The 25,226-nt window shown below is 53.3% G+C and carries 27 protein-coding genes; 10 read left to right on the top strand and 17 right to left on the bottom strand.

Annotated elements, in window-relative coordinates:
* Positions 1-36: 36 nt before the first annotated feature.
* The 13 genes from OU421_RS09180 to OU421_RS09120 all read right to left on the bottom strand — a co-directional run bounded on the left by OU421_RS09180 (position 37) and on the right by OU421_RS09120 (position 10,867).
* Positions 37-1,458, bottom strand: coding sequence for a DUF3821 domain-containing protein (locus tag OU421_RS09180; protein WP_268185802.1), 1,422 nt, complete (start codon positions 1,456-1,458; stop codon positions 37-39).
* Positions 1,459-1,527: 69 nt separating this feature from the next.
* Complete coding sequence (locus tag OU421_RS09175; protein ID WP_268185801.1) at positions 1,528-2,139, bottom strand: DUF5803 family protein; 612 nt, start codon at positions 2,137-2,139, stop codon at positions 1,528-1,530.
* Positions 2,079-3,281 carry a threonine synthase gene (thrC, locus tag OU421_RS09170; protein ID WP_268185800.1) on the bottom strand — a complete coding sequence of 401 codons (1,203 nt, stop codon included), beginning with the start codon at positions 3,279-3,281 and terminating at the stop codon, positions 2,079-2,081. The genes OU421_RS09175 and thrC overlap by 61 nt, the downstream gene beginning before the upstream one ends.
* Before the next feature lie 52 nt (positions 3,282-3,333).
* Positions 3,334-4,131, bottom strand: coding sequence for a nitrilase-related carbon-nitrogen hydrolase (locus OU421_RS09165; RefSeq protein WP_268185799.1), 798 nt, complete (start codon positions 4,129-4,131; stop codon positions 3,334-3,336).
* A complete protein-coding gene (locus tag OU421_RS09160) occupies positions 4,128-4,328 on the bottom strand; it encodes a hypothetical protein (RefSeq protein WP_268185798.1) in 201 nt (66 codons plus the stop codon). The genes OU421_RS09165 and OU421_RS09160 overlap by 4 nt, the downstream gene beginning before the upstream one ends.
* A gap of 216 nt (positions 4,329-4,544) precedes the next feature.
* The gene (gene ndk / locus OU421_RS09155; RefSeq protein WP_268185796.1) at positions 4,545-4,994 is read right to left on the bottom strand and encodes a nucleoside-diphosphate kinase; all 450 of its coding nucleotides are present in this window, start codon (positions 4,992-4,994) and stop codon (positions 4,545-4,547) included.
* Positions 4,995-4,999: 5 nt separating this feature from the next.
* The gene (locus OU421_RS09150; RefSeq protein WP_268185795.1) at positions 5,000-5,191 is read right to left on the bottom strand and encodes a 50S ribosomal protein L24e; all 192 of its coding nucleotides are present in this window, start codon (positions 5,189-5,191) and stop codon (positions 5,000-5,002) included.
* A 5-nt stretch (positions 5,192-5,196) separates the two neighbouring features.
* Positions 5,197-5,403: a 30S ribosomal protein S28e gene (locus OU421_RS09145; RefSeq protein WP_268185794.1), complete on the bottom strand. Its 207-nt coding sequence runs from the start codon at positions 5,401-5,403 to the stop codon at positions 5,197-5,199.
* 8 nt (positions 5,404-5,411) lie between these two features.
* Positions 5,412-5,780 carry a 50S ribosomal protein L7Ae gene (rpl7ae, locus tag OU421_RS09140; protein WP_268185793.1) on the bottom strand — a complete coding sequence of 123 codons (369 nt, stop codon included), beginning with the start codon at positions 5,778-5,780 and terminating at the stop codon, positions 5,412-5,414.
* A gap of 175 nt (positions 5,781-5,955) precedes the next feature.
* Positions 5,956-7,974, bottom strand: coding sequence for a DUF2298 domain-containing protein (locus tag OU421_RS09135; protein WP_268185792.1), 2,019 nt, complete (start codon positions 7,972-7,974; stop codon positions 5,956-5,958).
* A complete protein-coding gene (locus OU421_RS09130; protein ID WP_268185791.1) occupies positions 7,971-8,936 on the bottom strand; it encodes a lysylphosphatidylglycerol synthase transmembrane domain-containing protein in 966 nt (321 codons plus the stop codon). Before OU421_RS09130 ends, OU421_RS09135 begins: the two co-directional genes overlap by 4 nt.
* Complete coding sequence (locus OU421_RS09125; RefSeq protein WP_268185790.1) at positions 8,929-9,636, bottom strand: glycosyltransferase; 708 nt, start codon at positions 9,634-9,636, stop codon at positions 8,929-8,931. The genes OU421_RS09130 and OU421_RS09125 overlap by 8 nt, the downstream gene beginning before the upstream one ends.
* Positions 9,629-10,867, bottom strand: coding sequence for an NAD(P)/FAD-dependent oxidoreductase (locus tag OU421_RS09120; protein WP_268185789.1), 1,239 nt, complete (start codon positions 10,865-10,867; stop codon positions 9,629-9,631). The genes OU421_RS09125 and OU421_RS09120 overlap by 8 nt, the downstream gene beginning before the upstream one ends.
* A gap of 114 nt (positions 10,868-10,981) precedes the next feature.
* On the opposite strand from OU421_RS09120, the gene OU421_RS09115 reads away from it, so the two are divergent.
* Positions 10,982-12,160: a tubulin/FtsZ family protein gene (locus tag OU421_RS09115; protein ID WP_268185788.1), complete on the top strand. Its 1,179-nt coding sequence runs from the start codon at positions 10,982-10,984 to the stop codon at positions 12,158-12,160.
* 19 nt (positions 12,161-12,179) lie between these two features.
* Positions 12,180-13,295, top strand: coding sequence for a hypothetical protein (locus OU421_RS09110; protein WP_268185787.1), 1,116 nt, complete (start codon positions 12,180-12,182; stop codon positions 13,293-13,295).
* A 566-nt stretch (positions 13,296-13,861) separates the two neighbouring features.
* Here OU421_RS09110 and OU421_RS09105 read toward each other — a convergent pair.
* The 3 genes from OU421_RS09105 to tuf are packed head-to-tail and all read right to left on the bottom strand — an operon-like array spanning position 13,862 to position 17,378.
* Positions 13,862-15,751 (bottom strand): flippase activity-associated protein Agl23, encoded by a 1,890-nt coding sequence (locus tag OU421_RS09105; protein ID WP_268185786.1) that lies wholly within the window; start codon positions 15,749-15,751, stop codon positions 13,862-13,864.
* Between the two features lie 9 nt (positions 15,752-15,760).
* The gene (rpsJ, locus tag OU421_RS09100) at positions 15,761-16,069 is read right to left on the bottom strand and encodes a 30S ribosomal protein S10 (RefSeq protein ID WP_268185785.1); all 309 of its coding nucleotides are present in this window, start codon (positions 16,067-16,069) and stop codon (positions 15,761-15,763) included.
* Between the two features lie 31 nt (positions 16,070-16,100).
* On the bottom strand, positions 16,101-17,378 hold the full coding sequence (gene tuf, locus OU421_RS09095; RefSeq protein WP_268185784.1) for a translation elongation factor EF-1 subunit alpha: 1,278 nt from the start codon (positions 17,376-17,378) through the stop codon (positions 16,101-16,103).
* A gap of 190 nt (positions 17,379-17,568) precedes the next feature.
* On the opposite strand from tuf, the gene OU421_RS09090 reads away from it, so the two are divergent.
* On the top strand, positions 17,569-17,874 hold the full coding sequence (locus tag OU421_RS09090) for a hypothetical protein (protein ID WP_268185783.1): 306 nt from the start codon (positions 17,569-17,571) through the stop codon (positions 17,872-17,874).
* A gap of 90 nt (positions 17,875-17,964) precedes the next feature.
* On the opposite strand, the gene cobS is transcribed toward OU421_RS09090, so the two are convergent.
* Positions 17,965-18,690 carry an adenosylcobinamide-GDP ribazoletransferase gene (cobS, locus tag OU421_RS09085; protein WP_268185782.1) on the bottom strand — a complete coding sequence of 242 codons (726 nt, stop codon included), beginning with the start codon at positions 18,688-18,690 and terminating at the stop codon, positions 17,965-17,967.
* Between the two features lie 145 nt (positions 18,691-18,835).
* Here cobS and cobT point away from each other — a divergent pair, with 145 nt between their 5' ends.
* The 7 genes from cobT to OU421_RS09050 all read left to right on the top strand — a co-directional run bounded on the left by cobT (position 18,836) and on the right by OU421_RS09050 (position 25,090).
* Positions 18,836-19,849: a nicotinate mononucleotide-dependent phosphoribosyltransferase CobT gene (gene cobT, locus OU421_RS09080; protein ID WP_326493491.1), complete on the top strand. Its 1,014-nt coding sequence runs from the start codon at positions 18,836-18,838 to the stop codon at positions 19,847-19,849.
* Between the two features lie 8 nt (positions 19,850-19,857).
* Positions 19,858-20,805, top strand: a complete 948-nt coding sequence (locus tag OU421_RS09075) for a nicotinate-nucleotide--dimethylbenzimidazole phosphoribosyltransferase family protein (protein ID WP_268185781.1) — start codon at positions 19,858-19,860, stop codon at positions 20,803-20,805.
* A gap of 60 nt (positions 20,806-20,865) precedes the next feature.
* Positions 20,866-21,426 carry a GMP synthase subunit A gene (locus tag OU421_RS09070; RefSeq protein WP_268185780.1) on the top strand — a complete coding sequence of 187 codons (561 nt, stop codon included), beginning with the start codon at positions 20,866-20,868 and terminating at the stop codon, positions 21,424-21,426.
* 5 nt (positions 21,427-21,431) lie between these two features.
* Positions 21,432-21,980 (top strand): YkgJ family cysteine cluster protein, encoded by a 549-nt coding sequence (locus tag OU421_RS09065; protein WP_268185779.1) that lies wholly within the window; start codon positions 21,432-21,434, stop codon positions 21,978-21,980.
* Positions 21,968-23,176 carry a TraB/GumN family protein gene (locus OU421_RS09060; protein ID WP_268185778.1) on the top strand — a complete coding sequence of 403 codons (1,209 nt, stop codon included), beginning with the start codon at positions 21,968-21,970 and terminating at the stop codon, positions 23,174-23,176. Before OU421_RS09065 ends, OU421_RS09060 begins: the two co-directional genes overlap by 13 nt.
* Before the next feature lie 48 nt (positions 23,177-23,224).
* Positions 23,225-23,737 (top strand): nitroreductase family protein, encoded by a 513-nt coding sequence (locus tag OU421_RS09055; RefSeq protein ID WP_268185777.1) that lies wholly within the window; start codon positions 23,225-23,227, stop codon positions 23,735-23,737.
* Positions 23,738-23,803: 66 nt separating this feature from the next.
* Positions 23,804-25,090, top strand: a complete 1,287-nt coding sequence (locus tag OU421_RS09050) for an orotidine 5'-phosphate decarboxylase / HUMPS family protein (protein ID WP_268185776.1) — start codon at positions 23,804-23,806, stop codon at positions 25,088-25,090.
* The last annotated feature ends 136 nt before the right edge of the window (positions 25,091-25,226 follow it).

Raw genomic sequence — 25,226 nt, 5'->3', positions numbered from 1 at the left:
CACTTTTTTAAAAATTCGGGGAAAAAAGAAAATTAATTATCTCTTCTTCAGAAGAGTGCATGCTCCAAACCCTGCCAGAACGCTCAGGAACCCGAGAGGGGTCTGGGTGGGTATTGACGTTGGCGATGCCGTCGGCTCTGCGGTTGCCGTAGGCTCAGGCAGAATAGTCGGTTCTGCGGTTGGAGTAGCCGTCGGCATGCCTGACGGATAGGTCATCATGTAATACCCGGTTTTTGTGATCTCCGCCTTCAGGTAACCATCGTTATCGTCCGTCTCCGCGTGAACAACGTACCATTTGCCTGCAGACTCACTCCACCAGTAGAGATTGTGAGAGAGGGAGTTGTCGCTGATTAAGATACCCAGTTCAGCAGACGGAAAGAACGATGACCCCTCCGGGCTGATATGCCATGTGGAAAGCGGATTCTGCCCCTCCGGAGACGGACCGATATTCTGCGGGTCGCCTACCATGATCATGGAGAGAGTCCCCAGTCTCTGCGCCTTATCGTCTAAAGCCCGCGTTCCTTTCTCCATAGAGATATATGCCATGCCTTCGGGGTCATTCAGAAGGGTGTCCGTCTGTACGATGCCTCCGGAGGTGGTGTCAAGCGTGACCGTTCCCGTACCCGTGATCAGGTCAGGCGATTCCGGTGTGGGGGTCACTCCCGGTGATTCCGTTGCCGTTGCAAGCAGGGTGAAGGTGTCGCCCTCTACCCTCCCCACCACATTTTTGAGTCCGTTCACATCGGCATAGGCATAGAAGGTATAGTCACCAGCATTATACTCTGCATTACCGGTATCCCAGACACATGTGGCTCCGGATTCTATCGGCACATAGGCATAGGCAGTCTGCGGGTGCTGCCCGGTTATCGGGACAGAATGGGGTGTTGAAGCATCATCATAGAGGGATGAATAGGTGAATCCGCCGGGAGCATCTACATAGATATCAATACCCGGTTCTCCGGCGGTAACGCCCGGCCGGTTGAAGATCGGGTACAGATTCGTCTCCATCCGGAACCCGAGTTTCACACCACGGATGGTCTTATAGCCAGTACCATCCTCGCCGATGCCACCCCCCGGGGGATAGACCCAGAGTTTCACCCGCGCCTCGGGCTGGTCCACCAGAAATGCCAGATGGGGTGTTGCCTGCGCCACCCCATTTGGATAGGAATACCAGGCGCCGGTTCGACCTCCAAACTGCACTGGCGTCACATCAAATGATGAAGGGATAATCGTCAGGGTAATATCAGGCACACTCGTACCTGAAACAGTCGTCCCACTTGGATACCATGCCACCTGAGAATCATTGGGTGCCAAAACACCGGGCTGCAGGACCAGACCCTCTTCGCCGACAAACACGGTCGAGCCCTGCGCAATATCAGCGACCGATGCGCTGACCGGCATCACACAGATACCGGCTAGTCCAATGAGACAGACAAAAAGAATGAATTGTATTCGCATTTTTTTCTCTCCCATACTGGCACATATTATCTGCCAGATATAAGAGGATGCCGCCATGCCAGCCGCGGGTCACTCCCGTTTCCGGCGGACAATCATATAGGGAACAAGAAAGATCACCACAAGACCAATCCAAAATGTACCAAAGATGATGAGCGCCTGTTCCTGAAAGGTATCATAATACCGGACCTGTGCGCTCCGGGCTCCATCCCAGAGAATTGTTGTACCATTGCCGGTCGTATTAACCGTACCTCCGGTGCTCACATACCCGAGGAGCGGATTCGTCACTGCATATTGCTCCGGCAGGGAGACAGTAATATTCGAGGCGTCATCCAGCATCACCGTCAGTTCGTTTGTACTCAGCGGTGCGGTGTAGCGGATGGTATAGTTGCCCTCCGGAAACCGGATGGCGGACCGCTCTTCGGTATAGTTCACGGGGCCGGTCGCATTCAGGAGCATAATCCCTGTTGCCTCAACCGGCACCGGTTCCCCAAGGAGCCCGGGCTCAGTGAAGGAATACTCCTCTGCCTGCAACACCTCAACTTCTGCGAAATAGGCAGTGCCGTTCTCTGCGACCGTATAATTGGCCGAGAGAGCGGACACACTGCCGACACAGAGAAGAATCAGCGCAAGACAGATAAGAGCGACTGAATATCTGCGTCGATTTCTATTGGCGGTTCGCATTGGCGGATCACCGTTTCCGGGTCTTTCAGGAGGTGCCCGGTCACCACACACACAATCCGTTCGTCCGGGTCAATGCGCCCGTCTTCCACCATCTTTTTGATGCCTGCAACTGACGCCGCAGAGGCAGGTTCAACACCAATACCCTCTTTGCGTGCGAGATCGCGCTGCATCGCGAGGATTTCCTCATCAGTAACGGAATCAGCTGTTCCCCCGGTCTCACGGATGGCACGCAATGCCTTCTCTGCATTAACCGGTGCCCCGATACGGATGGCAGTCGCAATGGTCTCAGGTTCTTTAAAGGGGATAACTTCGGGCAGATTGCCTGCAATTGCCTCAACAACCGGCTGTGACCCGGCCGCCTGAATACCGGTCATCATCGGCATCCGGTCAATGAACCCAAGTTCAATGAGTTCCCCAAGTCCCTTGTGCACAGCGGAGATATTTCCTGCATTCCCCACCGGAAGGACTATGCGGTCCGGTACGTCACCAAGCTGGTCCACCACTTCAAGCCCAATAGTCTTCTGCCCTTCAAGCCGGTAGGGATTGACTGAGTTTAAGAGATAGATACCTTCTGAGATACAGAGGTCATGCACCATCTCGAGAGCACGGTCAAAGTTGTCCCGGATGGCAATGACCTTCGCGCCGTGCATCAGTGCCTGTGCCACTTTGCCAAGAGCCACCTTGCCCGCAGGGAGCAGCACAACAGCAGGCATGCCTGCCTTTGCCGCATAGGCAGCAAGAGAGGCGGAGGTATTGCCGGTTGATGCACAGGCGACCTGTTTCATCCCCAGCTGCATAGCCATGGAGACACCAACGGTCATCCCGCGGTCTTTGAATGAACCGGAGGGGTTCATCCCTTCGTGTTTTGCATACAGGTTTTTCAGGCCCAGTTCCTCACCAAGTCTCTTCATGTGGTAGAGCGGAGTCCCTCCCTCCTGCAGGGAAACCGGATCACCCGTCACCGGTAAGATTTCACGATAGCGCCAGAGTTTCAGCGGGCGGCGGTCCCACTCGGCACGGGAAATATTCAGGCTGTCAAGGTCGTACTTCACTGCAAGCAGGTGACCACACGTCCGACAGCGGTAGATCACTTCGTCCGGTGCATATTCAGCACCACAGCCTATACAGACAAGACGATACATGCTATAATGATTGGTTCCCGGGGTAAGTATAGATAATCCCCGTAACACCCTCTCAGAGGGAGGGGTACAGGTCGTCACGGCGATCAGCACACACCGGAAATGCGGCACGCGCTGCCAAAACCTCCGCAGGGTTAATATCCGCGAGAAGGAGGGCAGGCCCGCCACCCTCCACTCGTGCAACAGCCTCTCCCTGCGGGTTGATCACCGCTGTGCCGCCACAATATTCACCACCTGCCCGACCTTCCGCCGGATTTATTCCTGCCACGTACATCTGATTTTCCAGCGCACGGGCATGCAAAAAGAGGTTCCAGTGTTTCAGGCGGGCACAGGGCCAGGCGGCAGGCACAATCACTGCCGAACAGCCCGTACGGGCATATGCACAGAAGAGGTCAGGGAAACGCAGATCATAGCAGATAGCAATACCAAACCGGATTCCGCCAAGCGTAAATGTTGCCAGTTCTCCCCCCGGCAAAAACGACAGATCTTCCCCACCCGGTGAAAAAAGATGGATCTTCGCGTATTCCGCAATGCAGTCACCTTCCGGTGTAAAGACTGCAGCGACATTCTGTGGCATCGTTGCTGTCTCTTTCCGGTATGACCCGAGCACATGAACGCCCGCCTCCTTTGCAACTGCAGCCCATCCCTGAAAAATCACACCAGTGCCGTCATCAGTGAATCCCGTATCATGTGGATTCCATCCGGTTGGATACTGCTCAGGGAACATGACAAGGGAGGCACCCTGCTTCCTGGCTTCCCGTGCATACTCTTGCGCACGCGCCAGATTTATATCGGGAGCGTGAGGGATGCTCTCTGCCTGCACACAGCAGATGCGGACTACATCCCCACTCATTCATGACCTGCATTTATGCCAGCAGCACTACTGTTCATCATATACACACCAACAATGATGAGTGCAGCACAGATTAGGAGAAGCAGCCCGCCATAGGGAACAGTATACCCCATAATTTGCGCTGCAATTACGATACCGGCAAGAACAATACACCCGCCAACAAGAATAGTCGCCCCTTGTAATACCAATTCAGACATAACTGTAACACACCCTCCAGTTATCAGCAATGTATCTCTTCTGTCTTCATTTATCTTTTTGTTTCGTGTCTCTTCTGATGGAATGTCCTGCCCGATGGAAACAGCGGACAAAATTGAATTAAGAATCCCGAAACTCACAATAATGACAGGAAGGGAGATTGAACCCGCACAATCCAGGAACAGGATATTTTTAAAAAAGAATGATTGCCTGCACGATCATTCGTACAGGAATGCTTCGTCAATTCGGGTATAGGAGGTGATTTCTTCAGGAGCGAAATGGATGCCGATCTCGCGTGCTGCTGTCTCATCAGAGTCAGAGCCATGGATGACATTCATGCCGATCTCCATCGCATAGTCACCACGAATGGTGCCAGGTGCTGCCTCTGCGGGATTTGTTGCCCCGATCATCTGGCGGGTGATGGAAACGATATCCTTTCCTTCCCAGACCATGAGGAAACAGGGTCCACTTGTGATATATGCTTTGAGACCTGCAAAGAACGGTTTTTCCGTGTGCTCTGCATAGTGCTCCATCACACGGTCTTCCGGAAGCGTTTCAAACTTTCCGGCGACCATCTTCAGGCCTTTTTGTTCGAACCGTGCGATAATTTCACCGACAAGCCCACGCTGGACACCGTCGGGTTTGATCATTAAAAAAGTGCGATCCATAGGGATCAGTCCTTTCCGAGCGCCTTGCGGCCAGCTTTGGTCCAGACAACACGGCGGGGAACACGCCCGAGGCGGTAGTTGTTCTGGCATTTGGGACCACAGAAGTAATAGATGGATCCGTCTTTGCGGACATACATCTTTCCGGTACCGGGTTCCAGCGGCTCACCACAGAATGTACAGATATGATGCTCAACCATTTACTTCACCTTCTAGAGAGTTTCTTTGCCTCACGCTCAGTCTCAATGAGCATCAGGACATCACCCTCACGGATTGGTCCTACCGTGTTGCGGGTGATGATACGGCCTTTGTTGTTTCCTTCCAGGATACGGCACTTCACCTGCATGGCTTCCCCATGCATACCGGTACTGCCGATAACCTCAAGGACTTCTGCCGGCGTTGCGTCTGCCATAGGTCAGTTCACCCTCTCAGTTCTGAGATCTGCCCGACGACCTCAACAAGGAGATCCTTCGCCTTCCCGGCTTTGACGATTGCTGCTGCTGCTGAGCCGACATCCAGTCCGCTTGCTGCACCGACATCATTCTGCTTGTTGATGATCATGTACGGGATCTGCTTCTCATCGCAGAGTGCAGGAAGATGCATCACAATTTCTTCCGGTTCAACGTCGCCGCCGATGAGCACGAGTTCAGCATTGCCGCGCTCGACAGCTTTTGTTGCTTCGTTTGATCCTTTCTTAATTTTGCCGGTGTCCCGGGAGATCTCAAGTACTTCAAGTGCCTTGTTCTGGATCTCGTCAGGAGCTTCAAATGTTGCGTATACTTTTGACATAACTCACCTCATTCAGGAGCTGAAATACACCCTGTCCTTCGTCAGGGCATATGTGGTAGCGTGTTGCTCCCTCATCACTCATCAGTTCGTGATTGATGTAGCCATATTATATCGACAGTCCGAGGGATAAAGGTTATTGAACGGCAGACCAAATCACCGAAGATTCCTCCCGAAATCAGGCAGAGGGCGCCATTACACGGAAGATTATTGTTCCGTTTTGGGAAAATACCTCTTCTAACATATCTTCTGGAAGCCGGACAGAATATCGCTCATTTTCTGTGTCCCCCAACACAAGGTAATCCACTCCATAGAGAGAGAGCAGCGATGGTGAACGGGACGGGTCTTCATAGATCATCTGTACATCAGCAGCGCGCTGTGAGATGCCCGCATCATTCCCCCGCCACATTGTCTCATGAAATGGCATCCCAATAACTGTCGGGATGCCCGTAAACGAAGACATACGGGAGTAATATTTGTAATCCCCTCCCTCGGCCTCCAGAATAGTGACGTTCTCCGGCAGGATTGACAGATATGCCACTGCGGCAGCATCACCGGGATGAGATGTATCCACCCAGGCAAGGCCGTCCAGTGTCTTGCCGCCATACCCATATGTCAGGTCAGGGATAGCCAGCGGCGCACAGATGAGGAGAAGAACAATAGCACCGGCACCGGCGCGGACTGCCCACACCGGTAAGGAGCGATCCCTGAACCGCTCTGTCAGCCACTCACCCAGCCATATAAATGCACCGGCACTCATCATCATCCAGGCCGCAAGCCCAAACTTGAATACCGTATTCATCCGGTAATAGACATCGCCCATCCCATCGATAAGATAGAAGAGTTCAGAAAATATCAGCACCGCAAGCCCGAATATCGAGATCACCTCTGCAGGAAGGAACCTCCGCCGCAAAATAAGGGCAGCAAGCGGCACTGCAGCAAGTCCTGCGGCCACATACCCGGTGAGGACAAAGGGCACGAGCACAATGAGCAGCCGGGTGTTTTCCCAAATGTCGCGGAGCGTGGCACACCAGAACATGACAATAAAAAATCCGTAGACCAGCATGAACTCCGGCACTGACGAGGGGACCGGCACAATGCCGATGCCTGCAACACCCTGTGTCGTGAGCATCAGGTAATACGGTGCAAAAAGGAGCACCGATACTACCGGGCAGACAAGAAAGAGGCGCCACGGATATGGATCATGTACCTCAGCACTTTTTGCCCGGTACCAGACGATTGCCCCGACTGCAAGCAGGAGGGGCGCATAGACGAGGACATCCCAGGAGTTGATTCCCGGCATCACACCAAGCGAGAGTGCTGCTGCACCGAGGCATATCCACCGGCTCCTCTCTGTCAGGCCACCCCATTCCTTCAGAATGTAAAGCATGAGGAAGATGAAGAGCGCCTGACAGAAGAGCGAGATTACATGGGCATGCGGGTCCCCCCAGAGAAAGGAAAAGAGCGGATATTCATTGATTGTATCAGCGATGGTACGGGTAGAATTCCAGAGCACACCATGTGCATCGGCACCGGAGATCACCTGGACAATAAACGAGGGATTGATCAGGAAGAGGGCCATGACGGGGAGCGCACGGAAGCGGGTCAAAAGCAGATGCCCGACTGCATATAACGAGACCGCCGCATTGGCAAAGACTGTCGGGAGGATGAGATTAAAGGCAACCGATGACGGCGTCCCGGAGAGAATCCCGGTCACCCCCATCATCCAGTGTCCGAGATAATAGTAGGTCGCAAGTGTCCCACCAGCAAACCACGGGTCTGCGGGAGCAACCACCGGCGAACGCATCACCGAGGCAAGGAACGCATGGTCCATGAACTTCTCCGCATATGAAATCATCGGGTTGAAGAACCGGATCTCGGTCATGAAGGCGAAACAGAGCAGAAAGGCTGCGTCCCACTTCCAGACACCGGAACATTTCTCGCGAGTGTACCAGCCGGTGGCGGCGTAATACCCGATGATGAACAGAAACGGAATCACCGCCGCCTGCACCGGGAGATGGAGAAGGCCCAGATACCAGCTGATGCCCCCAAAGAGCAGGAACGACAGAGGGTAGGAGATAGGATAGGCAAACCGTCCGAACGCCTTCGAAAGGACAGGCCAGAGAGCAACCTGCAGCACCTTCAGGACGAGCAGCCAGAGGATAAGCCCCGCGGCCTGAGCACATGCCCCGATCATCTGACCTCCGCCACATCCAGGGAATGGGAGAAAGCACGGCGCAGGAGGGAGACCGCCCAGTCTCCAAAGACATAGAGCGACACCACACCCCCTGCAAGCGTGACACCATTTTTGACGAGATGATCGACGACCGCAATGAGGGTTGCAACTGCAGGATCAACCCCCGCAAGCGAGAGGGTAAGGGCGACTGCGATCTCATAGGTACCCACACCACCAGGAGTAACCGGCACTGCCTTGACCAGATTTCCGATGACAATGGCAAGCGTGACCACCACAAACGGAATTGCCGCGCCAAACATCAAGGCAATGACATAACAGATCACCACATCAGTCAACCAGATCACGATGGAAAGGGCCGAGAGGCCCACAATGCCCTGTGGCGAGAGGGATGCTTCTTTCACCTGACCAAGAAGGTCAATACCCATTTTAAGATACTTGTTCTCAGACTGCAGCTTCCCTACCGAGAATAGCACCACCACAAAGATGCCACAGAGGGCAAGTGCCACGTAGATTACGGTGATGAACCACTCCGGTACATTCAGAACGAAGGGGAGGGTCACCGCACCCAGAAGCGCAATGGTGACAATGTCAAAGAACCGTTCCACCACTACAGACGAAAGGCCATTTGTGTATGTCGCGTCCGCTTCGTGTTTCAGAATAAAGAGCCGGATTAAGTCGCCCAGCCGTGCCGGGACGATGAGATTTGCCGTCTGCGAGAGATAGATACAGGCGGTAGAGAGCCAGATGGAGATCGTCACCGTGAGGCTTGCAAGAATTGAACGATACCGGAACCCACGAAGAAACCAGGCACCGACACAGATGACAACGGCAAGAATCAGGTATGACCACACCGCATTCTGAACAGCCACGAGAAGATCATCCCACACCCGATAGAGCATGTATGCGACGATACCAACCGCAAGAATCGTGGGAAGCACAATGGCCGCGGCCCTCTTAATCATTCAGATGCCGCCTCAGGTGAAATATTGCCATCCCCATTCCGGTCACATCACTGAACCTGACCGTTGTCTTGTCACTGGTCCGCCAGCGCACCGGGAATTCCGCGATATGAAATCCCTTCTTTTGTGCCCGGACAAGAAGTTCAGTATCCCAGAACCAGTGGGGAGCCTCAATGGTATCCAGCAGAGAGAGAATGCGATCACGCCGAAATGCCTTGAAGCCGCACTGATGATCATACAGCCTGCTATTCAGCACCGTGCGCACCAGAAAATTATACCCTCTGCTTGCCACTTCCCGTCCCTGTGTGCGCACGATATCACTCTCCGGCATCAGGCGCGACCCTGTCGCAATATCATTGCCGTCCCGGATGGCCTGAATCAGTGCCGGCAGATGCGCCATATCGGTTGCAAGGTCCACATCATAGTAACAGACAATCTCTGCGTCCACGGCACGGATAACCCGGGTCAGGGCTGTCCCCCGGCCCAGACGCTCATCAGCATGGAAGAGCAGGACACGGCTGTCTTTTTCCTCCCATTCACGCACAAACTCCGCACTACCATCGGTGCTTCCGTCTTCTGCCACCACCACAAGGAAGGAATCCGTGATTTTTTCCAGCACCTCAATGGAACGCGGGATTGCAGTCTCAAGTGACTCACGATCATTATACACCGGAAGAATGGCACAGACCTCATACTTAGACATGCTTCGCCTCACTGGATCTGATCATCTCTGCCACCGTCTGTGCGGCAACGACTGAACCCTCCATACTCCGTTCCGGATAATTCGGCGGGGAGAACATACCGGCACAGTATATGCCATCCACTTCATATGGAGGAATAAGACTCCTGTACCCGGTGGTGTATACCGGTCCTGCGGCCGTATCTGTTGTCATATAATGCCAGCGGATCTCATCACGCGACACACCGAAACGTTCACAAAAGTCTGTTATCATGTTTTCTTCATGATCCTCGGGCAGCGCGTCACGGAAGTATGACGCAAGGTAGACGATGTGTTCACCATACCACTCAAAAGGTGCAAAGTTGGTATGTCCTATCGCAGCCCCATATGGAGCATTATCTTTCATATTAACCCAGTATATGCCCTGGAGCACATCACGGGGAAGCCCCAGTGTCACGCATGCTGCCCCCTGATAGGGAATATCAGGGAAGGAGGGCCCTCCCAGGGATGTGAGAACGGACGGCCGCACTGTTGAAATGACTGCATCATAGGGCGCACCATTGACAGTCCATATACCCCCTTCTTTTTTTTCCAGCGACCGGACAGGGATACCAGTGTGAATTGCCCCGTCGTTGGCGCGAATCGCATCAGACAACCCGGAAATAAGGCTCTGGTATCCATGCCGCAGATAACCCAGCCGCTCTCCCTGCGGGCCGCGATCAGAACGGATAGCAATGCGTGATATCAGCCAGGCAGCGGAGACGTCGTGGCGCATGTCGCCGAATTTGCTGCGTAATAGGGGTGCAAAGAATGAGTCATAGGTATGCTGACCACAGGTGTCAAGAATAAACTCGTCTGCTGTCATGTCATCATAGGAGGCCGCCTGATATTTTCCAGCCCGAAGGGTCAGCATACCAAGTCTGAATTTATCGCGTAGGGTGAGGAGCGGATACCGCAGTATCTCAACAGGCGAGGTCAACGGATAGATGCGCCCTTCGCTGAAATACCCCGTGCTTCCATTCAGCCAGGTGAGATCTGCAGCCAGACCAAGTTCATTTATGAGCGCCAGAAGATGCGCATCACCGGAGAAACAATGGTGATAATACCGCTCAATAGAGGTATCATGGACAGGAACGGAAGAGAGAAGACCACCAGCCTCTGATGAGGCTTCCAGCACATCAACAGAGTGTGTGCCCGACAGGTAATATGCAGCAGAAAGACCGGTCAATCCTCCGCCTATGATGCAGATTCTCATTACATCTTAATTATTAACAAGAATTGCCATAAGAAAGTTTTTGAAGTTATGAAAGAAACATGTCTTATAATCTGAAGAAGCGAGTATCTTCATTCAATCAAATGGTGTTCACATATGAGAGTTTTTTTCATAGGATTCGGCCAAGCAGGCGGAAAAATTGTCGACATGTTCATCGAACAGGACAAGAAAGCACCGACACGGAGCTTCCGGGGTATTGCAGTGAACACTGCACGGACGGATCTTATGGGTCTCGACAATATCGAGCTCAAAGACCGCATCCTCATTGGTCAGACAGTTGTAAAAGGGCATGGAGTAGGCACTGACAATGTAACCGGAGCCAAAATCACCGCGGATGAGATCGATAGTATCATCAATACCATCGACAACCGCGGCACCCACGACATAGATGCATTTGTAATCTGTGCCGGTCTGGGCGGAGGTACGGGGTCCGGTGGGACCCCCGTGCTGGCACGCCACCTGAAACGTATTTACCGTGAACCGGTTTATGCAGTGGGCATCCTTCCCGCACCAGAGGAAGGAAGACTTTACTCATATAATGCAGCCCGTAGTCTCTCAACACTGGTCAATGAAGCTGATAACACGTTCATATTCGATAACAGTGCCTGGAAGAATGAGGGTGAGAGTGTCCGCGGCGCTTACCAGCGTCTCAATGACGAAATCGTCCGCAGATTTGGCGTGCTTTTCCGTGCAGGCGAAGTCAGCAAGTCCGGCGTCGGAGAGATGGTCGTTGATTCCAGTGAAATAATCAACACCCTTCGCGGGGGTGGCGTAAGCAGTATCGGGTATGCAATCTCTGAAACCGTCAGTAAGAGCACCAAACAGAAACAGGGCCTTACAGGGGGCCTGTTCAGGGGTCTGAAGAAACGCGAAGCATCAGAGGAAGTACTGACCGGTGAGGACAAATCTGCAAAGATCATTGGCCTCGTCCGCCGTGCAATGCTTGGTCGTCTCACCATGCCCTGTGATTATACCACTGCCGAGCGTGCACTTGTATTAATTGCAGGCCCTTCCGGTGAGATGGACCGCAAAGGAGTTGAAAAATCCAAATCATGGGTAGAGGAGAATATCGCGGGCGTAGAAGTCCGTGGTGGAGACTACCCGACCGAGAGTTCAAAGGTGGCTGCCGTGGTTGTGCTTGCGACCATAGGTGACGCCCCACGTATCCGTGAACTGATGGAAATTGCAAAAGAAACAAAAGAGGATGTAGTCAAATCCAAAGAACGTCGTTCATCCATGTTCGACGGGGACGAGATTGATCCACTCTTTGAATGATAATCAGGTGAAATACACCATGAAACGGGGAGTAACACTACTAATATCATTAATGCTTGCACTCTGCCTTGTGCAGGGTGTAGCGGCTGCAGATTTTGTTGAAAGCGTTGCAGATGTTGATCCGGCATCTGGCGATCTTGCACCAGGAGATCAGGTCATTGTCCATGTTATTGTCAAACTGACCGGCAGCGGAGACACCACGTTCGACACTGATGACGAACTCGAAGCATACACCGAACTTGAGGACCCGGAATGGGATTATACGATCCTTGTGAATAGTCAGGGCATACCCAAAGAAAGCACCAGCAGATATTTGCGCCTTCTCGGATGGGACCTTTCATACCCGGACAGCAACGAAGTAACAATCGATTATGCCCTTGTTGGGAAGGTGCCCGATGTCACACAGACCTCTGATCTGACACTCTATCGTCTGCGCCAGATGGATGCAAATGGCAATATTCCGTCCGGCGGAGAACTGCTCATTGAACGTACGGTAATCAACCCCGAGGATGTTGACAAGATTCGGGATCTCCGGGAAGAGCAACTGGAAGAACTCAGTACATCAATTGATGAGTATACCGCACTCGGGGTAAATGTTGTACAGGCCGGAGAGCTCTACACCCAGGCAGATGAAAAGATTGACCAGTCAAAGACCGCGAGCTACTCACAGGCAAATGTGCTGCTCACAGAGGCAGGAGCCCTCATTGAAGAGGCAGAAGGAAGTCTGGAGGATGCATACTCTGCGAAACTCATTGACGATGCCCAAGTAACCATCGATGCGGTTAATAGCGATGTCAATTACTTCATCAATAACCGGAGCATGACCGGTGACACCCGGGTTACTTCAATCCAGAACAAGGTGTCCCTCGCCGAGACACAGATGTCGCAGGCAAAGGATTTCCGTGACAATAAAGACTACTACCAGTCACGCCTGAATGCAAACGAGGCACAATTGACCGCAAATGAGGCATTGACAATGTCTACCGAACTCAGAGAGGAGATCGGCGAAGGAGGACTCCTTCCTGACTTCAGCGGACTCGGGACGTATGTCATCATCATTGTGGCTGTTGTCATTATCGCAGGCATCGGATTTGTGATATACCGACGGTTTAACAAGTGGGATGAACTTGGATAACCAACCCACTCATATTTTTTAATTCTGCTGATTCACCTTATTTTAGCTGTTTCTTTTCAAATTCATCGCAATACAAAGAACAGCAGGCATAGGTATCCACATGATGCCTGACAAAAATTATGATACAACAACCAGAAGATCTGTTGTTTTTAGTAATATTATGAGAATGCATCCCTGAAAATTCAAAAATCATACGCAGAAAATCCATAGAATTGTTCCCGTGCCGCTTCTGTTCCATGCAAAAAAGGATGCATATCCATGTAGCATCCCCATCCCCAATTAGACCACAGCAGTACACAATTCACAGTTACAAAGCCCAACCATACAGCTCACACAACCATCTATTTCCTACTCAGGCATCAGTTCATCATTTCATATCCCTCAGAACCGAAGAATCCGCCTACCGCATAAAATATGCACCAGTCATTTCCCAATATATTGAAAAATACTCCCGTAAACAGCGCCCCATATAGATTCATCATTTCGGGAATTACCATAACAGAAACAGAATAAACTGAAAAAGAATCACAATACATCAGGGGAAAAAAAGGGGAACGGGAGAAACTTCAGACGGTAACGTTGACCGGAATCTCCACGCCACCGGTTGTTTCCGGAAGAACAAAGATATTCCAGTTAACACTCCCAAGCTTCCCGTTGCGCAGAAAATAATACTCGGCGAGGCGGTCCCCATTGTCATAGATTGAGAACCAGTAGCTCTGCCGGATTACATCGGTCTTCACGTATCCAGGCACGGCAGAGAATCCGTCCGGGTTATGAGACACAATGACGTCATATTCACTGTCCCTGAAATATTCGGGATTGTCAGCGGCAGTCGAAAGATAGGTAATCTTCTCAGAACCATCACCCCGATAGTACCAGGGAAGTGGCCATACACTCTCTGTTGTGACTGCAGTTTTATTCCCTGCGTCAATGAGGGAGAAGAGCTCACGTAGTTCTTCGGAATTCTGAACCTGCACGATGGGCTCATTGATATCCGCCGGGGTGAAGGCAACATGCGCCATCATCACCACCAAAAATACTGACAGGATCAGCGCGAGAGTCGCCTTTTTGCGTGTCATCAGATACGCTGCGACAAAGATCATCGGAAGAAGCTGATGCAGAATGAGCCACGGCACCTTCTCTCCGATGATCGCATATACGCCAAGTGACGCACACATCCACCAGATACAGAAGAGTGAAAAACCAAGGCGACGGTCAAATCCCGGTCGGCCCGCATCACCGCAACAGTCACTGGTGCGTGCAATAAGACCAGATAACAGGCTCTTTGGCCGGGATGAATGACCTGCCGGTTCTTCAGCTGGATCAACACCTGCTCTGTCTTCCTGACACCCTACAAATTCCGTGGCTTCGAACCCTGCTTCAGAACTTTCAGCACATCCACCGTTTGCGGGTTCCACCATTTCAGGAGGTTCGGGCATTCTGCACCCCTCTGCTGCATCTTCTGAATACATTTCGGGATCTGCCCCATCATAGAGCATGGCACCCTCGTCCACCCCTGCCACAACAGGGGCGGACATATCTACCACATCCACCTGCCGCCTTCGCTTCCAGAGGAAGAGCGCACAGAGAGCTGCCTGCATCATTCCCACCAATGCCAGATAAATTATGGGCACCTCATAGAGCAGGAAGAGCAGAATATAGAAGTACGGCGGTCCGCCCAGACGCTGCTGGGATGACATCGCCGTCCAGTGCTCAATGGCCTGGAATGCTCCCGTCCAGAGCACCTCAGGATGGGCTCCGAAGGATGAATAGAAAAGCGATCCCACGGCAAGCATCACTGCAATACCTAAGATGAAGTCCATCCACCACCCCTTCTTCAGATGCACCCACTTCAGCATTACTGCCGCGAGAAGGAAGACACCGAAGATCAGAAGAATGATAGGCATATTCTCCTTTGAACAGCACCCCAGCCCTGCGGCAAGAGCTGCCACTACCACATAGCGGCGCTGTCCATACTCAAGATAATACAGAAGTGCCACGAGAAGGAGCAGGGTAAAAAACGCGATGAAAATATCATTGCGCAGGAACCGGGAGAAGTATACCATATCCGGGGATATCGCAAGGAACAATGCGGCAATAAGAGCACCATATTTCTCAAGATATCCCAGACGGTATATCGGCCAGACCAGAAGGACCATGAGGGACCCCAAAAGGGCGGGCACAATCCGTCCGACGAGATCCGAATCCCCGAAGAGGGCAAACATGCTCGCTGTCGTATAATACAGAAGCGGACCGTGATAGACCGGATCATATACATAGGATCCTTCGGTCAGCAGTTTAAACGAAAACCAGGCATGAACTGCCTCGTCATGATGAAAGAGCTTTAGATCGAGGATAAAAAAGCGCAATATGAGCGCGACAATAAAAATTACCAGAAATATATGTTCAAACCGTAACCTACTGAGAAATGTTGGAGAGGAATCTGCGGCTTTCACGCCGCACCCTTAGTTCTCCAGAACGATTTCAATGCCAATGTCTTTTGGCACCTGAATGCGCATCAGCTGGCGAAGTGCACGCTCATCTGCATCAAGGTCGATGAGGCGTTTGTGCACACGCATCTGCCAGCGATCCCAGGTTGCGGTTCCCTCACCGTCCGGACTCTTGCGAATCGGGACGATCATGCGCTTTGTAGGCAGAGGGATTGGACCTGCGAGGTTTACGCCGGTACGTTCTGCAATTTCTCTAATGCGATCACAGACCATCTCAACTTTCTGAAAGTCTGTTCCTGAAAGACGAATTCGTGCTTTTTGCATAATGTATCACCAAAAATGTATGAGAAGGAGATTATCTCATATCTTTGGCAATGACTTCAATGCACATGCCTGCTGCAATGGTTGATCCCATATCACGGATTGCGAAACGACCAAGCTGAGGAATCTCTTTGATCTTCTCAATGACCATGGGCTGAACAGGACGGAACTTGACAATTGCTGCATCGCCGGTCTTGAGGAAGGTTGGGTTCTCTTCCTTGACCTGTCCGGTGCGCGGGTCGAGCTTCTTCTGGAGTTCCATGAATGTGCATGCAGTCTGGGTGGTGTGGCAGTGGAAGACCGGTGTGTATCCGACGGTGATTGCACTTGGGTGGTGGAGAACCACAATCTGTGCGACGAATTCCTCTGCAACTGACGGGGGCTTATCTGCAGGACCACAGACATCACCACGACGGATATCGTTCTTGCCGATACCACGGACGTTGAACCCGACGTTGTCACCAGGCAGTGCCTGATCGTGCTCTTCGTGGTGCATCTCAATGGACTTGACTTCTCCTTCCTTGTTTGCGGGCATGAAAGAGACCTTCATTCCCTTCTTCATGATACCGGTCTCAACACGTCCGACAGGGACGGTTCCAATACCGGAAATGGAGTAGACATCCTGGATTGGAAGACGGAATGGAAGCGATGTTGGAAGCTCAGGTGCGACAAGGGTGTCGAGTGTCTCGAGCAGTGTCATTCCCTTGTACCACGGAGTGTTTTCTGAGTGGGAAGAGATATTGTCACCAGCGAATGCGGACATCGGGATGAACTGAATGTCGTCAGGCTTGTATCCAACCATCTTGATCAGGTCAGAGAGCTGTTTTTTAACTTCATTGTAGCGCTCTTCGCTGTATTTTGCTGCATCCATCTTGTTGATGCCGATGATGAGCTGGTTAATACCAAGGGTACGAGAGAGGAAGACGTGCTCCTTTGTCTGCTCCATTGGGCCGTCAGGTGCTGCAACAACGAGGAGTGCTGCGTCAGCCTGGGATGCACCGGTGATCATGTTCTTAACAAAGTCACGGTGACCTGGGCAGTCTACAATAGTAAAGTAGAATTTGTCGGTGTCGAACCTCTTGTGTGCGATATCGATGGTAATACCACGCTCACGCTCTTCCTTGAGGTTGTCCATAACCCATGCGAACTCGAATGAGCCCTTACCCTTTGACTCTGCTTCCTTTCGGTAGTTCTCAATGATGTGCGCAGGGACTGCTCCTGTCTCAAAGAGAAGTCGTCCGACTGTTGTTGACTTCCCGTGGTCAATGTGCCCGACCACGGCAAGGTTCATGTGTGGCTTATCAGCTGCCATATTTCTATAACCTCCAAATCGTAAGGATGGGCTCGGTGAATTTGTGCCCGGTCGCTTTGATACGAGTATTATTAATAGGAAGGATAGGTATATAAAAGATTTCTTCAGCGATTATAGCACCGAAATAACGGTGGAAAAACCTCGCCAATCGACACTCTCATATTACATAGGATTCCACCTAAATCTTTGGATGAAGACGTTGCCGTTTAACCGAACAGGCCCGAACGATATGGTGAAGGTCACGTGCGCCGAAGAGAGAGAAGTGTCCGTATACAGCAGGTGCGCATTCTGCATCCACTGTGAAGGAGTTGCCGTCGGGCGCCGCGAGATGCCCAACCCGATGAAGAAAGTGATTGAGGACATGAAAATTGGTGCAGGAGGAGATGAAGACCTTCAGGGCGCCCAAATGATGTTCAACACCCTCATCAGGGATGGCAGTGCCCTCCTTTGCAGTGATGACAAAAACAAAGGGTTTGAATCACTCTATTCCTACTAAATAAATCAAAATCCCCATTTTTCCCTGTAATATATGCACCACGCCCGCACCCGTACCGTCACACGGATAGTACAATTCGGGCATACCCATTTAAAAACCGGTTACCGCAAGGGAGAGAAGAACCATGCAACGGGTCAGTTCATGGGAGGCGCCAACGATATCCCCGTTTACTCCGCCGAAGAGTTGGCGGGTCACCACCAGGAGAATCCCGACTGTCAGGAGTGTGGATGCCATCGCACCCCCTACTGAGAAGAGACCGACCGGCAGGAGCAGGAGGGGGCATAGAAAGAGGCCCGATAGCGGAATGAACCACCAGCACGCAAACCCGTGAATATAGGAGAACATCCCGTCATGGAAGGAATGCCCGATAACGATTAAGAGCACCTGAGCAAATTTCCCCATTACTTCTGCAATTAGGATCGCACCCGCAATCCAGGCAACAGAGGTGATACCTGCGTAGGCAAGAAGCGTAACGACCAACGCCGCGCCGACGGCGCCCGCACCGAGAGTGCGATCCGTGAGTGCCGTCACCCGTTTCTCCCGGCTCCCGTGCGCCATCATCCCGTCCCCCAGATCACAGAGACCGTCAAAATGATTGAGCCCCGTCAGGACCAGGGCGACAGCAAGCGCAACGGCACCCGCAATCCGGGGTTCTGCAAAGAGCATGGCAAAAAGTCCTGCAATGCCCCCCACAAGATACCCGGACAGAGGCATGAGATAGGCGTGCCGGGCAAATGCATCGTAGTCGGCATGCCTGCCCATCGGAAGAATCGTGGTAAACTGCAGCATCGCACGGAGTGCTTCGGTGATTATCATCGTCTACTCCAACAATGTACGATCAGGCTATAATTGCCTTTGTATCTTTTTTTGGTGAGCAAAGCAGGCTTGTCCTGAAAACAAATTTATTTGATTTAAATAGGATAATTTGTAACAATTATATCGTCAATCCTCCTATACTCACATGATGAGCATCATTTCAGAGAAACCTGACCTCGCATTTTCCCGGCCAATGATGGGGATAGTACTCGGAAACACAAAAATATCAACCGTGCCGGGCATTTCTGCTGCCGGGCCGACACCGGAACTTACCCTTGCCACATCAGCGCTTGATGGGGAAATTATTGTCAACGGAAAAATTACCAGTGCCCCGGTAGTGCCGGTCAGCCCAACCGGATGCGCCACGCCCGCCACCCTGACCCGTGCCATGGCCGAACTCTGCGGCCTCCAACCCTTCGTGGTGAACGCGGGCCTCGCCTTTCCACCTACCTATCCCGCTATTGATGTGTATGGCGCATGTGGCGGAGATCCACGCGAGGGCGATGCCGTTCCTGACGCTGAGGCACTCTATCTCAGGGGAAAGACCCTCGGCACCTTCCTTGGCGAACACTCGGACTTCCTGCTGTTAGGGGAGAGTGTGCCCGGCGGCACCACCACCGCCCTCTGCGTCCTACGGGCACTCGGATATACTGCAAATGTCAGCTCCAGCCATGTGGCGCACCCGACATCGGTAAAAGAGGAGATCTGTGCCGCAGTGACCAGCCGAATTGAAACCGAAAATATCACAGAACCGATTGCCGTTGTCCGGGCGGCGGGTGACCCGATGATGGCAGTCTGCGCCGGTATCGCTGCAACATATCCGGGCACACTCGTCTATGCGGGCGGCACCCAGATGCTTGCTGTTGCAGCAGTGGTGAAAGCACTGGGCCATATCCCCCCGAAACTTGCCACCACGGTCTATGTCCGGGATGATGAAAATGCCACATTTGAAAAGACCGCTGCAGAAATCGGCACCACGGCCTGGTTCGTTGACCCGGACTTCGGCAATATCGGCCACCCCGGCCTTGCCCGCTATTGTGCCGGTGAAGTGAAGGAGGGCGCAGGTGCCGGAGGTGCCCTCTGGCTTGCGTCCATGATGGGCCACCCGAAGGCAGCCATCTGGGAAAAGATACGCGAATTTATGAAGGATTACTCCTGATTAGGAGTATGCCCGCTCCGCATGCTGTTGTTGTGCTCCTCGGCTCGTCCCGCCTGAGCCTCATTCCCGGACTCTCCGGAGCGGGCAGGACACCGGAGGACACCTGGCACACACCGGGGCGGGATGCAGCCTTTGTAACAGGCTCAGGCCCTCTGCCCCCCTGCCTGACGGTGGCCGGGGTGACACGGGCGATGTGCACACTCACCGGCATCTCCCCCTTTTTTTTCCGTGCCGGATATGCAGAGAAACTCTCTGTTTCTGCCCCCATGCTCTCCCGGACACCTGCAGGCGATCCCCGTGAAGGCCCGTCGGTGCCGGATGCTGAGGAAATTGTCAGGGACGCCGCGGAAACCGGTGCCACCCTTGGAGAAGACTGCCACACACTCTGGCTGGGGGAATGCATTCCCGGCGGGACGACACACGCACTTTGTATCCTCCGGGCCCTCGGGATCAGAGGCAGAGTCAGTTCGTCTGCGGCAGGGGAGACAGTCATCGCCAAAGAAGCAGTATGGAAAGGGGTTCAGGAACGCTGTCCGGATATCTCCTCACTCTCTGGCACGGCCCTCATCCGGGAGACGGGAGATCCCGTTATGGCCGCAGCGTATGGACTCCTCCGGGGGTTTCCCGGAGAGACTGTCCTCTGTGGCGCCACCCAGATGCTCGCGGTTGCCGCCCTCGCAGGTGATATAGGGGGCCAGGTATCCTGTGCAATGACCGACCGTGTCTGGCAGGACCCTGCTGCAGATGTGGCACAGATTGCAGAGGATGTGGGAATTCCTGTGACTATCGCTCCTGTCCCTGTCCGGTTTGTTCAGGGACAGTCACCATCGCGTGCCTGCATCGATCGGGTAAAAGAAGGGTTCGGGGCAGGTGGTGCCCTCGCCCTGGCACGCCGGTGTGGATTTTCTGAGGCCATGATTGAAACAGCACTGGCAGCATCAATCCGGCAGGAGTGAACACCTTTGCCCGGCGTACGTCTGAAAAAGATATACCGTTGTGAAACAAATCAGTATAAAATGCATCCCATATATGTGGTCAATAACTTTGGCCAGTTCAACCACCTCATCCTCAGGATGCTCAGGGACCTCGATATTGACGCAAAGATGATCAAGAACGATGTGCCTGTCGCAGAGGTTGCAGAGTCCTGCCGCGGCATCATCCTGGGTGGAGGGCCGGACATCAACCGTGCGGGCAATGCACCGGCATACGTTGACACCGGTCTTCCGGTTCTGGGCATCTGCCTCGGCCTACATATTATATCCACCGCCCGTGGCGGATCCATCCGTCCTGGTGCATCCGGCGGATTTGGCGGCATCGAAGTCACCATCACAGACCATGACACCATCCTCGCCGGATATCCGGACACAATCTCTGTCTGGGCATCCCACGGTGATGAGGTTGCAGAGGTGCCGGAAGGCTTCCGGGTGCTTGCCACATCACCCATCTGCGGTGTGGAGGCAATGGCCCACGAGAGCGAATCCATCTTCGGCATCCAGTGGCACCCGGAAGTCAGTCATTCTGTTGACGGCAGCCGTGTGTATGAAAACTTCAATGCACTGACCCTTGACCGGGCCTGAATCCAATGGAGAAGGTCCACGATCTCGCCGAAGAAATCCGCAAAACCGGATTTCAATGCCTGATGTGCGGCGGATGCTGCGCGAGAGGGGAGGATGACGGCATGCTCGTCCTCGTAAGTGCACCCGAGATACGGGCGATTATGGATCACACGGGTCTCGCATGGGACGAAATTGCAGAGCCATATCCCGAATGGATTCCCGCGGAAGGCGGTGGAGAATTTACCCTCGCCTGGTGTCTTCGCCGGACAGAGAAGGCCTGCATCTTTCTGGACGAACAGAAGAGATGTACGATATATCCGGCACGCCCCCTTATCTGCCGGACATACCCGTTTGCACTGGAAGAAGGAAGCCTGTCCGTATATGCATGTCCGGGGACAGGACATACACCTTCATGCAGTGAGGCGGAAACCCTTGCAGAGGAATGTATCCGACGTGACAGCGCAGAGACGAAAGACGCCGAACGCACAAGAGAGATATTTATGACAATGGAGCTTGGTCCAAACGAACACGCCGTCGTGGACAGTGAAGGAGTGAAACGAATTTGGGTGAAATAAAAATAATCGGGACGGCACACGTCTCGCAGAAGAGCGTCGATGAAGTAACAGAAGCCGTCGACTCCTTTGAACCGCAGATTGTGGCAGTCGAACTGGATCGGGGCCGCCTGATGGTGCTGAAAGGGGAAGCAGAGCCCCCATCTGTAGATGCTGTCCTGAAGGGCGGGAACTTCTCCGCCATCCTTGCCCAGTGGCTGCTTGCCTATGTCCAGCGCCGTATCGGTAAAGAGACCGGCGTTTCACCCGGTGCAGAGATGATGGCAGCCGTTGAACTGGCAGAAGAACGCGGCATCCCCATAGCGCTTGCAGATCGCGACATCCATATCACCTTCAGCAGGTTCTGGAACCTGATGCCTCTTTTCGAGAAACTAAAGATGGTATACACCCTCGTGGGTTCGGTGGCAGGCGCAGGGAAGGCAGGCGAAGAGATAGACATCGACTCAATGACCGATCAGGACATGATATCGGCTGCGATGGACGAATTCCGCCGGTTTGCGCCAAAAGGAGCCGCTGCACTCATTGATGAGCGCGATGCCTATCTCGCCCATGCCATCCACGACCTTGGCAGGGGATACGACCGTGTTCTTGCCGTGGTCGGCGCAGGTCACCAGGAAGGTATCGCCCGGTATCTGGAGCATCCGGAGACACTGCCCACCAAGGCAAGCCTTACCGAAACACCGAAGACCTTCCCGTGGGCGAAGTTTATCGGGTTCTTTATCCTTGTCATCTTTGTCTTTTTCCTTATTCTCATCGCATTCTCCGGTGCGGGGCTTGATGTGCTCCTCTCTGCGATGATCTGGTGGGTGCTGATAAACGGTATTCTTGCGGCAATCGGGGTCTTTGCCGCCGGAGGACATCCCTTCTCGGCACTGACCGCTTTTGCGGTCGCATGGATGACGTCACTCAACCCCTTCATGGCAGCCGGGTGGTTTGCCGCGATCACAGAAGCAAAGATCCGTCGCCCGTCGGCCTCGGACTTCAGCCGTATAGCTGAAGCAGACGATCTGGAGGTTATGCGGAAGAACCCGCTTTTCAAAGTGGTCCTTGTCGCCGCACTTGCAAACATCGGGAGCATCATCGGGACGTTTGTCTACATCATCTTTATCATGCCCATCCTCGGTATCGACCCGAGGGAGATTCTCAGTGCGGGACTGACCAACCTGATGGCATTTCTGGGGGGCATTCTGCCCTTCTGATGCGGACATTTTCGCGAAGCATATATTGGTTATGACTGAAACTAGGATATGAATCTTGGAACAACCATCATCAAGGGCCGGCGCAGTATCCGGAACTACAAGGATGAGCCCGTCCCTCTGGAAGTAATCGAGCAGGCAATGGAATGTGCACGTCTGGCACCGACCGCCAGAAACGGTCAGCCATGGCTCTTCGGTTTCACCGAAACCAAAGAGACCCTGGAGAAACTGGGTGAACTGGCAAGCCACGGCAAATTTATTGCAGGCGCCCCCATCTGTTTCGCCATCTTCGGCCTCCGGGATGAGAAATTTTATGTGGAAGATTGCAGCGCGGCCACACAGAACCTAATCCTTGGTCTCTGGGCATATGGTGTGTCCTCCTGCTGGGTTGCAGGAGACAAGATGGACTACAACGAAGAAGTGCGCAAGCTGATGAACGTACCGCCGGAGTACACCCTTGTATCGCTCATTCCTGCCGGATATCCGGCCATCGGAGAGCGTATGGTGCCGCCGCAGAAGAAGTCGTTTGACGATGTCACGTTCAAAGAGACCTTCCAGGACTAAGGTCTCACCTCTCCCCACCAAAAAAATACCAAATCTTTAATTTTTTTGCATTCCCAAGAATCTGATATGAATTCTCCCCATCTGCAGGTCGCTCTTGATATTCAGGAGGCCGGCCGTGCAGTGCCAATCGCTCAGGAGGCGGTTGCAGGCGGTGCCGACTGGATTGAGGCCGGCACCCCGCTCATTAAAAGTGCCGGCATGGACGCAGTCCGCCGCCTCAGAGAGGCGTTCCCGGATAATGAAATTATTGCCGACATGAAGATTGCCGACACCGGCACCATCGAAGTCGAGATGGCGGCAAAGGCCGGTGCAAGCATTGTCTGTGTGCTCGCAGATGCGGACGATGCGGTCATTCAGGATGCGGTGCGGGCGGCACGCCTCTACGGGGTGCGCCTGATGGCAGACCTCATCAATACCGGAAACCCGGCAGAACGGTCCCGTGAACTGGAGACGCTGGGGATTGATATCATCAACGCCCACGTGGGGATTGACCAGCAGATGATCGGCAAAAGCTCGCTGGACACACTCTCTGCCATCATTGATGAAGTAACGATACCGGTGGCTGTGGCAGGCGGTCTTGACGCGCGATCGGCGGCACAGGCGGTGGCGGCAGGGGCTGCAATCGTCATTGTCGGTGGAAATATCGTTCGGTCTAATGACGTGACCGGCTCCGCGGCACAGATACGGGCCGCAATTAACGACCCGTCCGTTGTGCCGCCAAAAAAGCAGTCAAAAGACGAGGAGATCCGGGAGATCTTTTTACAGGTCTCGGCACCAAATGTGACCGATGCGATGCACCGCACTGGGGCAATGCAACGTGTGATCTCTATCTGTGGAAGGGTGCGGATGGCAGGCCCTGCGGTTACTGTGCAGACCTTCGGCGGTGACTGGGCAAAACCGGTGGAGTCAATCGATGTGGCAAAGGAAGGGGAGGTCATTGTTATAAACAACTCCGGGGACTCCTCGGTATCGCCGTGGGGCGAACTTGCGACCCTCTCGGCGATGAACCGGAAGGTGGCGGGCATTGTCATCGATGGGCCGGTGCGTGACGTGGACGATATCCGGGAATATGGCTTTCCCGTCTTTGCAACAGGTGTGGTGCCCAATGCCGGGGAGCCAAAAGGGTTCGGCGAGATTGGTGCAGGCATCACCTGCTGCAGCCAGACGGTCCGGCCCGGCGACTGGATTGTGGGGGATGAATCAGGCGTTGTGGTCGTGCCGCGTGAGCGTGCCTATGAGGTGGCACGCCGGGCGCTTGAGGTCAACAAGACAGAACGGCGCATCAGAGAGGAGATCCGCCGGGGTGCCACCCTTGCTGCGGTGACAGAACTCCTGAAATGGGAGAAGAAATAGATATTTCCGGCCGAAATACCGGCCATATTCTTTTTGGCAGCCTAAGGATAGGGCAGAATAAACAATCCAATATACCGTGATGCCCCAATACTGAGCAGACAAATGGGCCAGACACATCATTCAGCAGGAGAGGCAT

The organism is Methanogenium organophilum, from assembly GCF_026684035.1.
GTDB classification, from domain to species: Archaea; Halobacteriota; Methanomicrobia; order Methanomicrobiales; family Methanomicrobiaceae; genus Methanogenium; species Methanogenium organophilum.
Note: the sequence above shows the minus strand (reverse complement) of the source record. Positions and strands in the feature narration are given on the sequence as shown.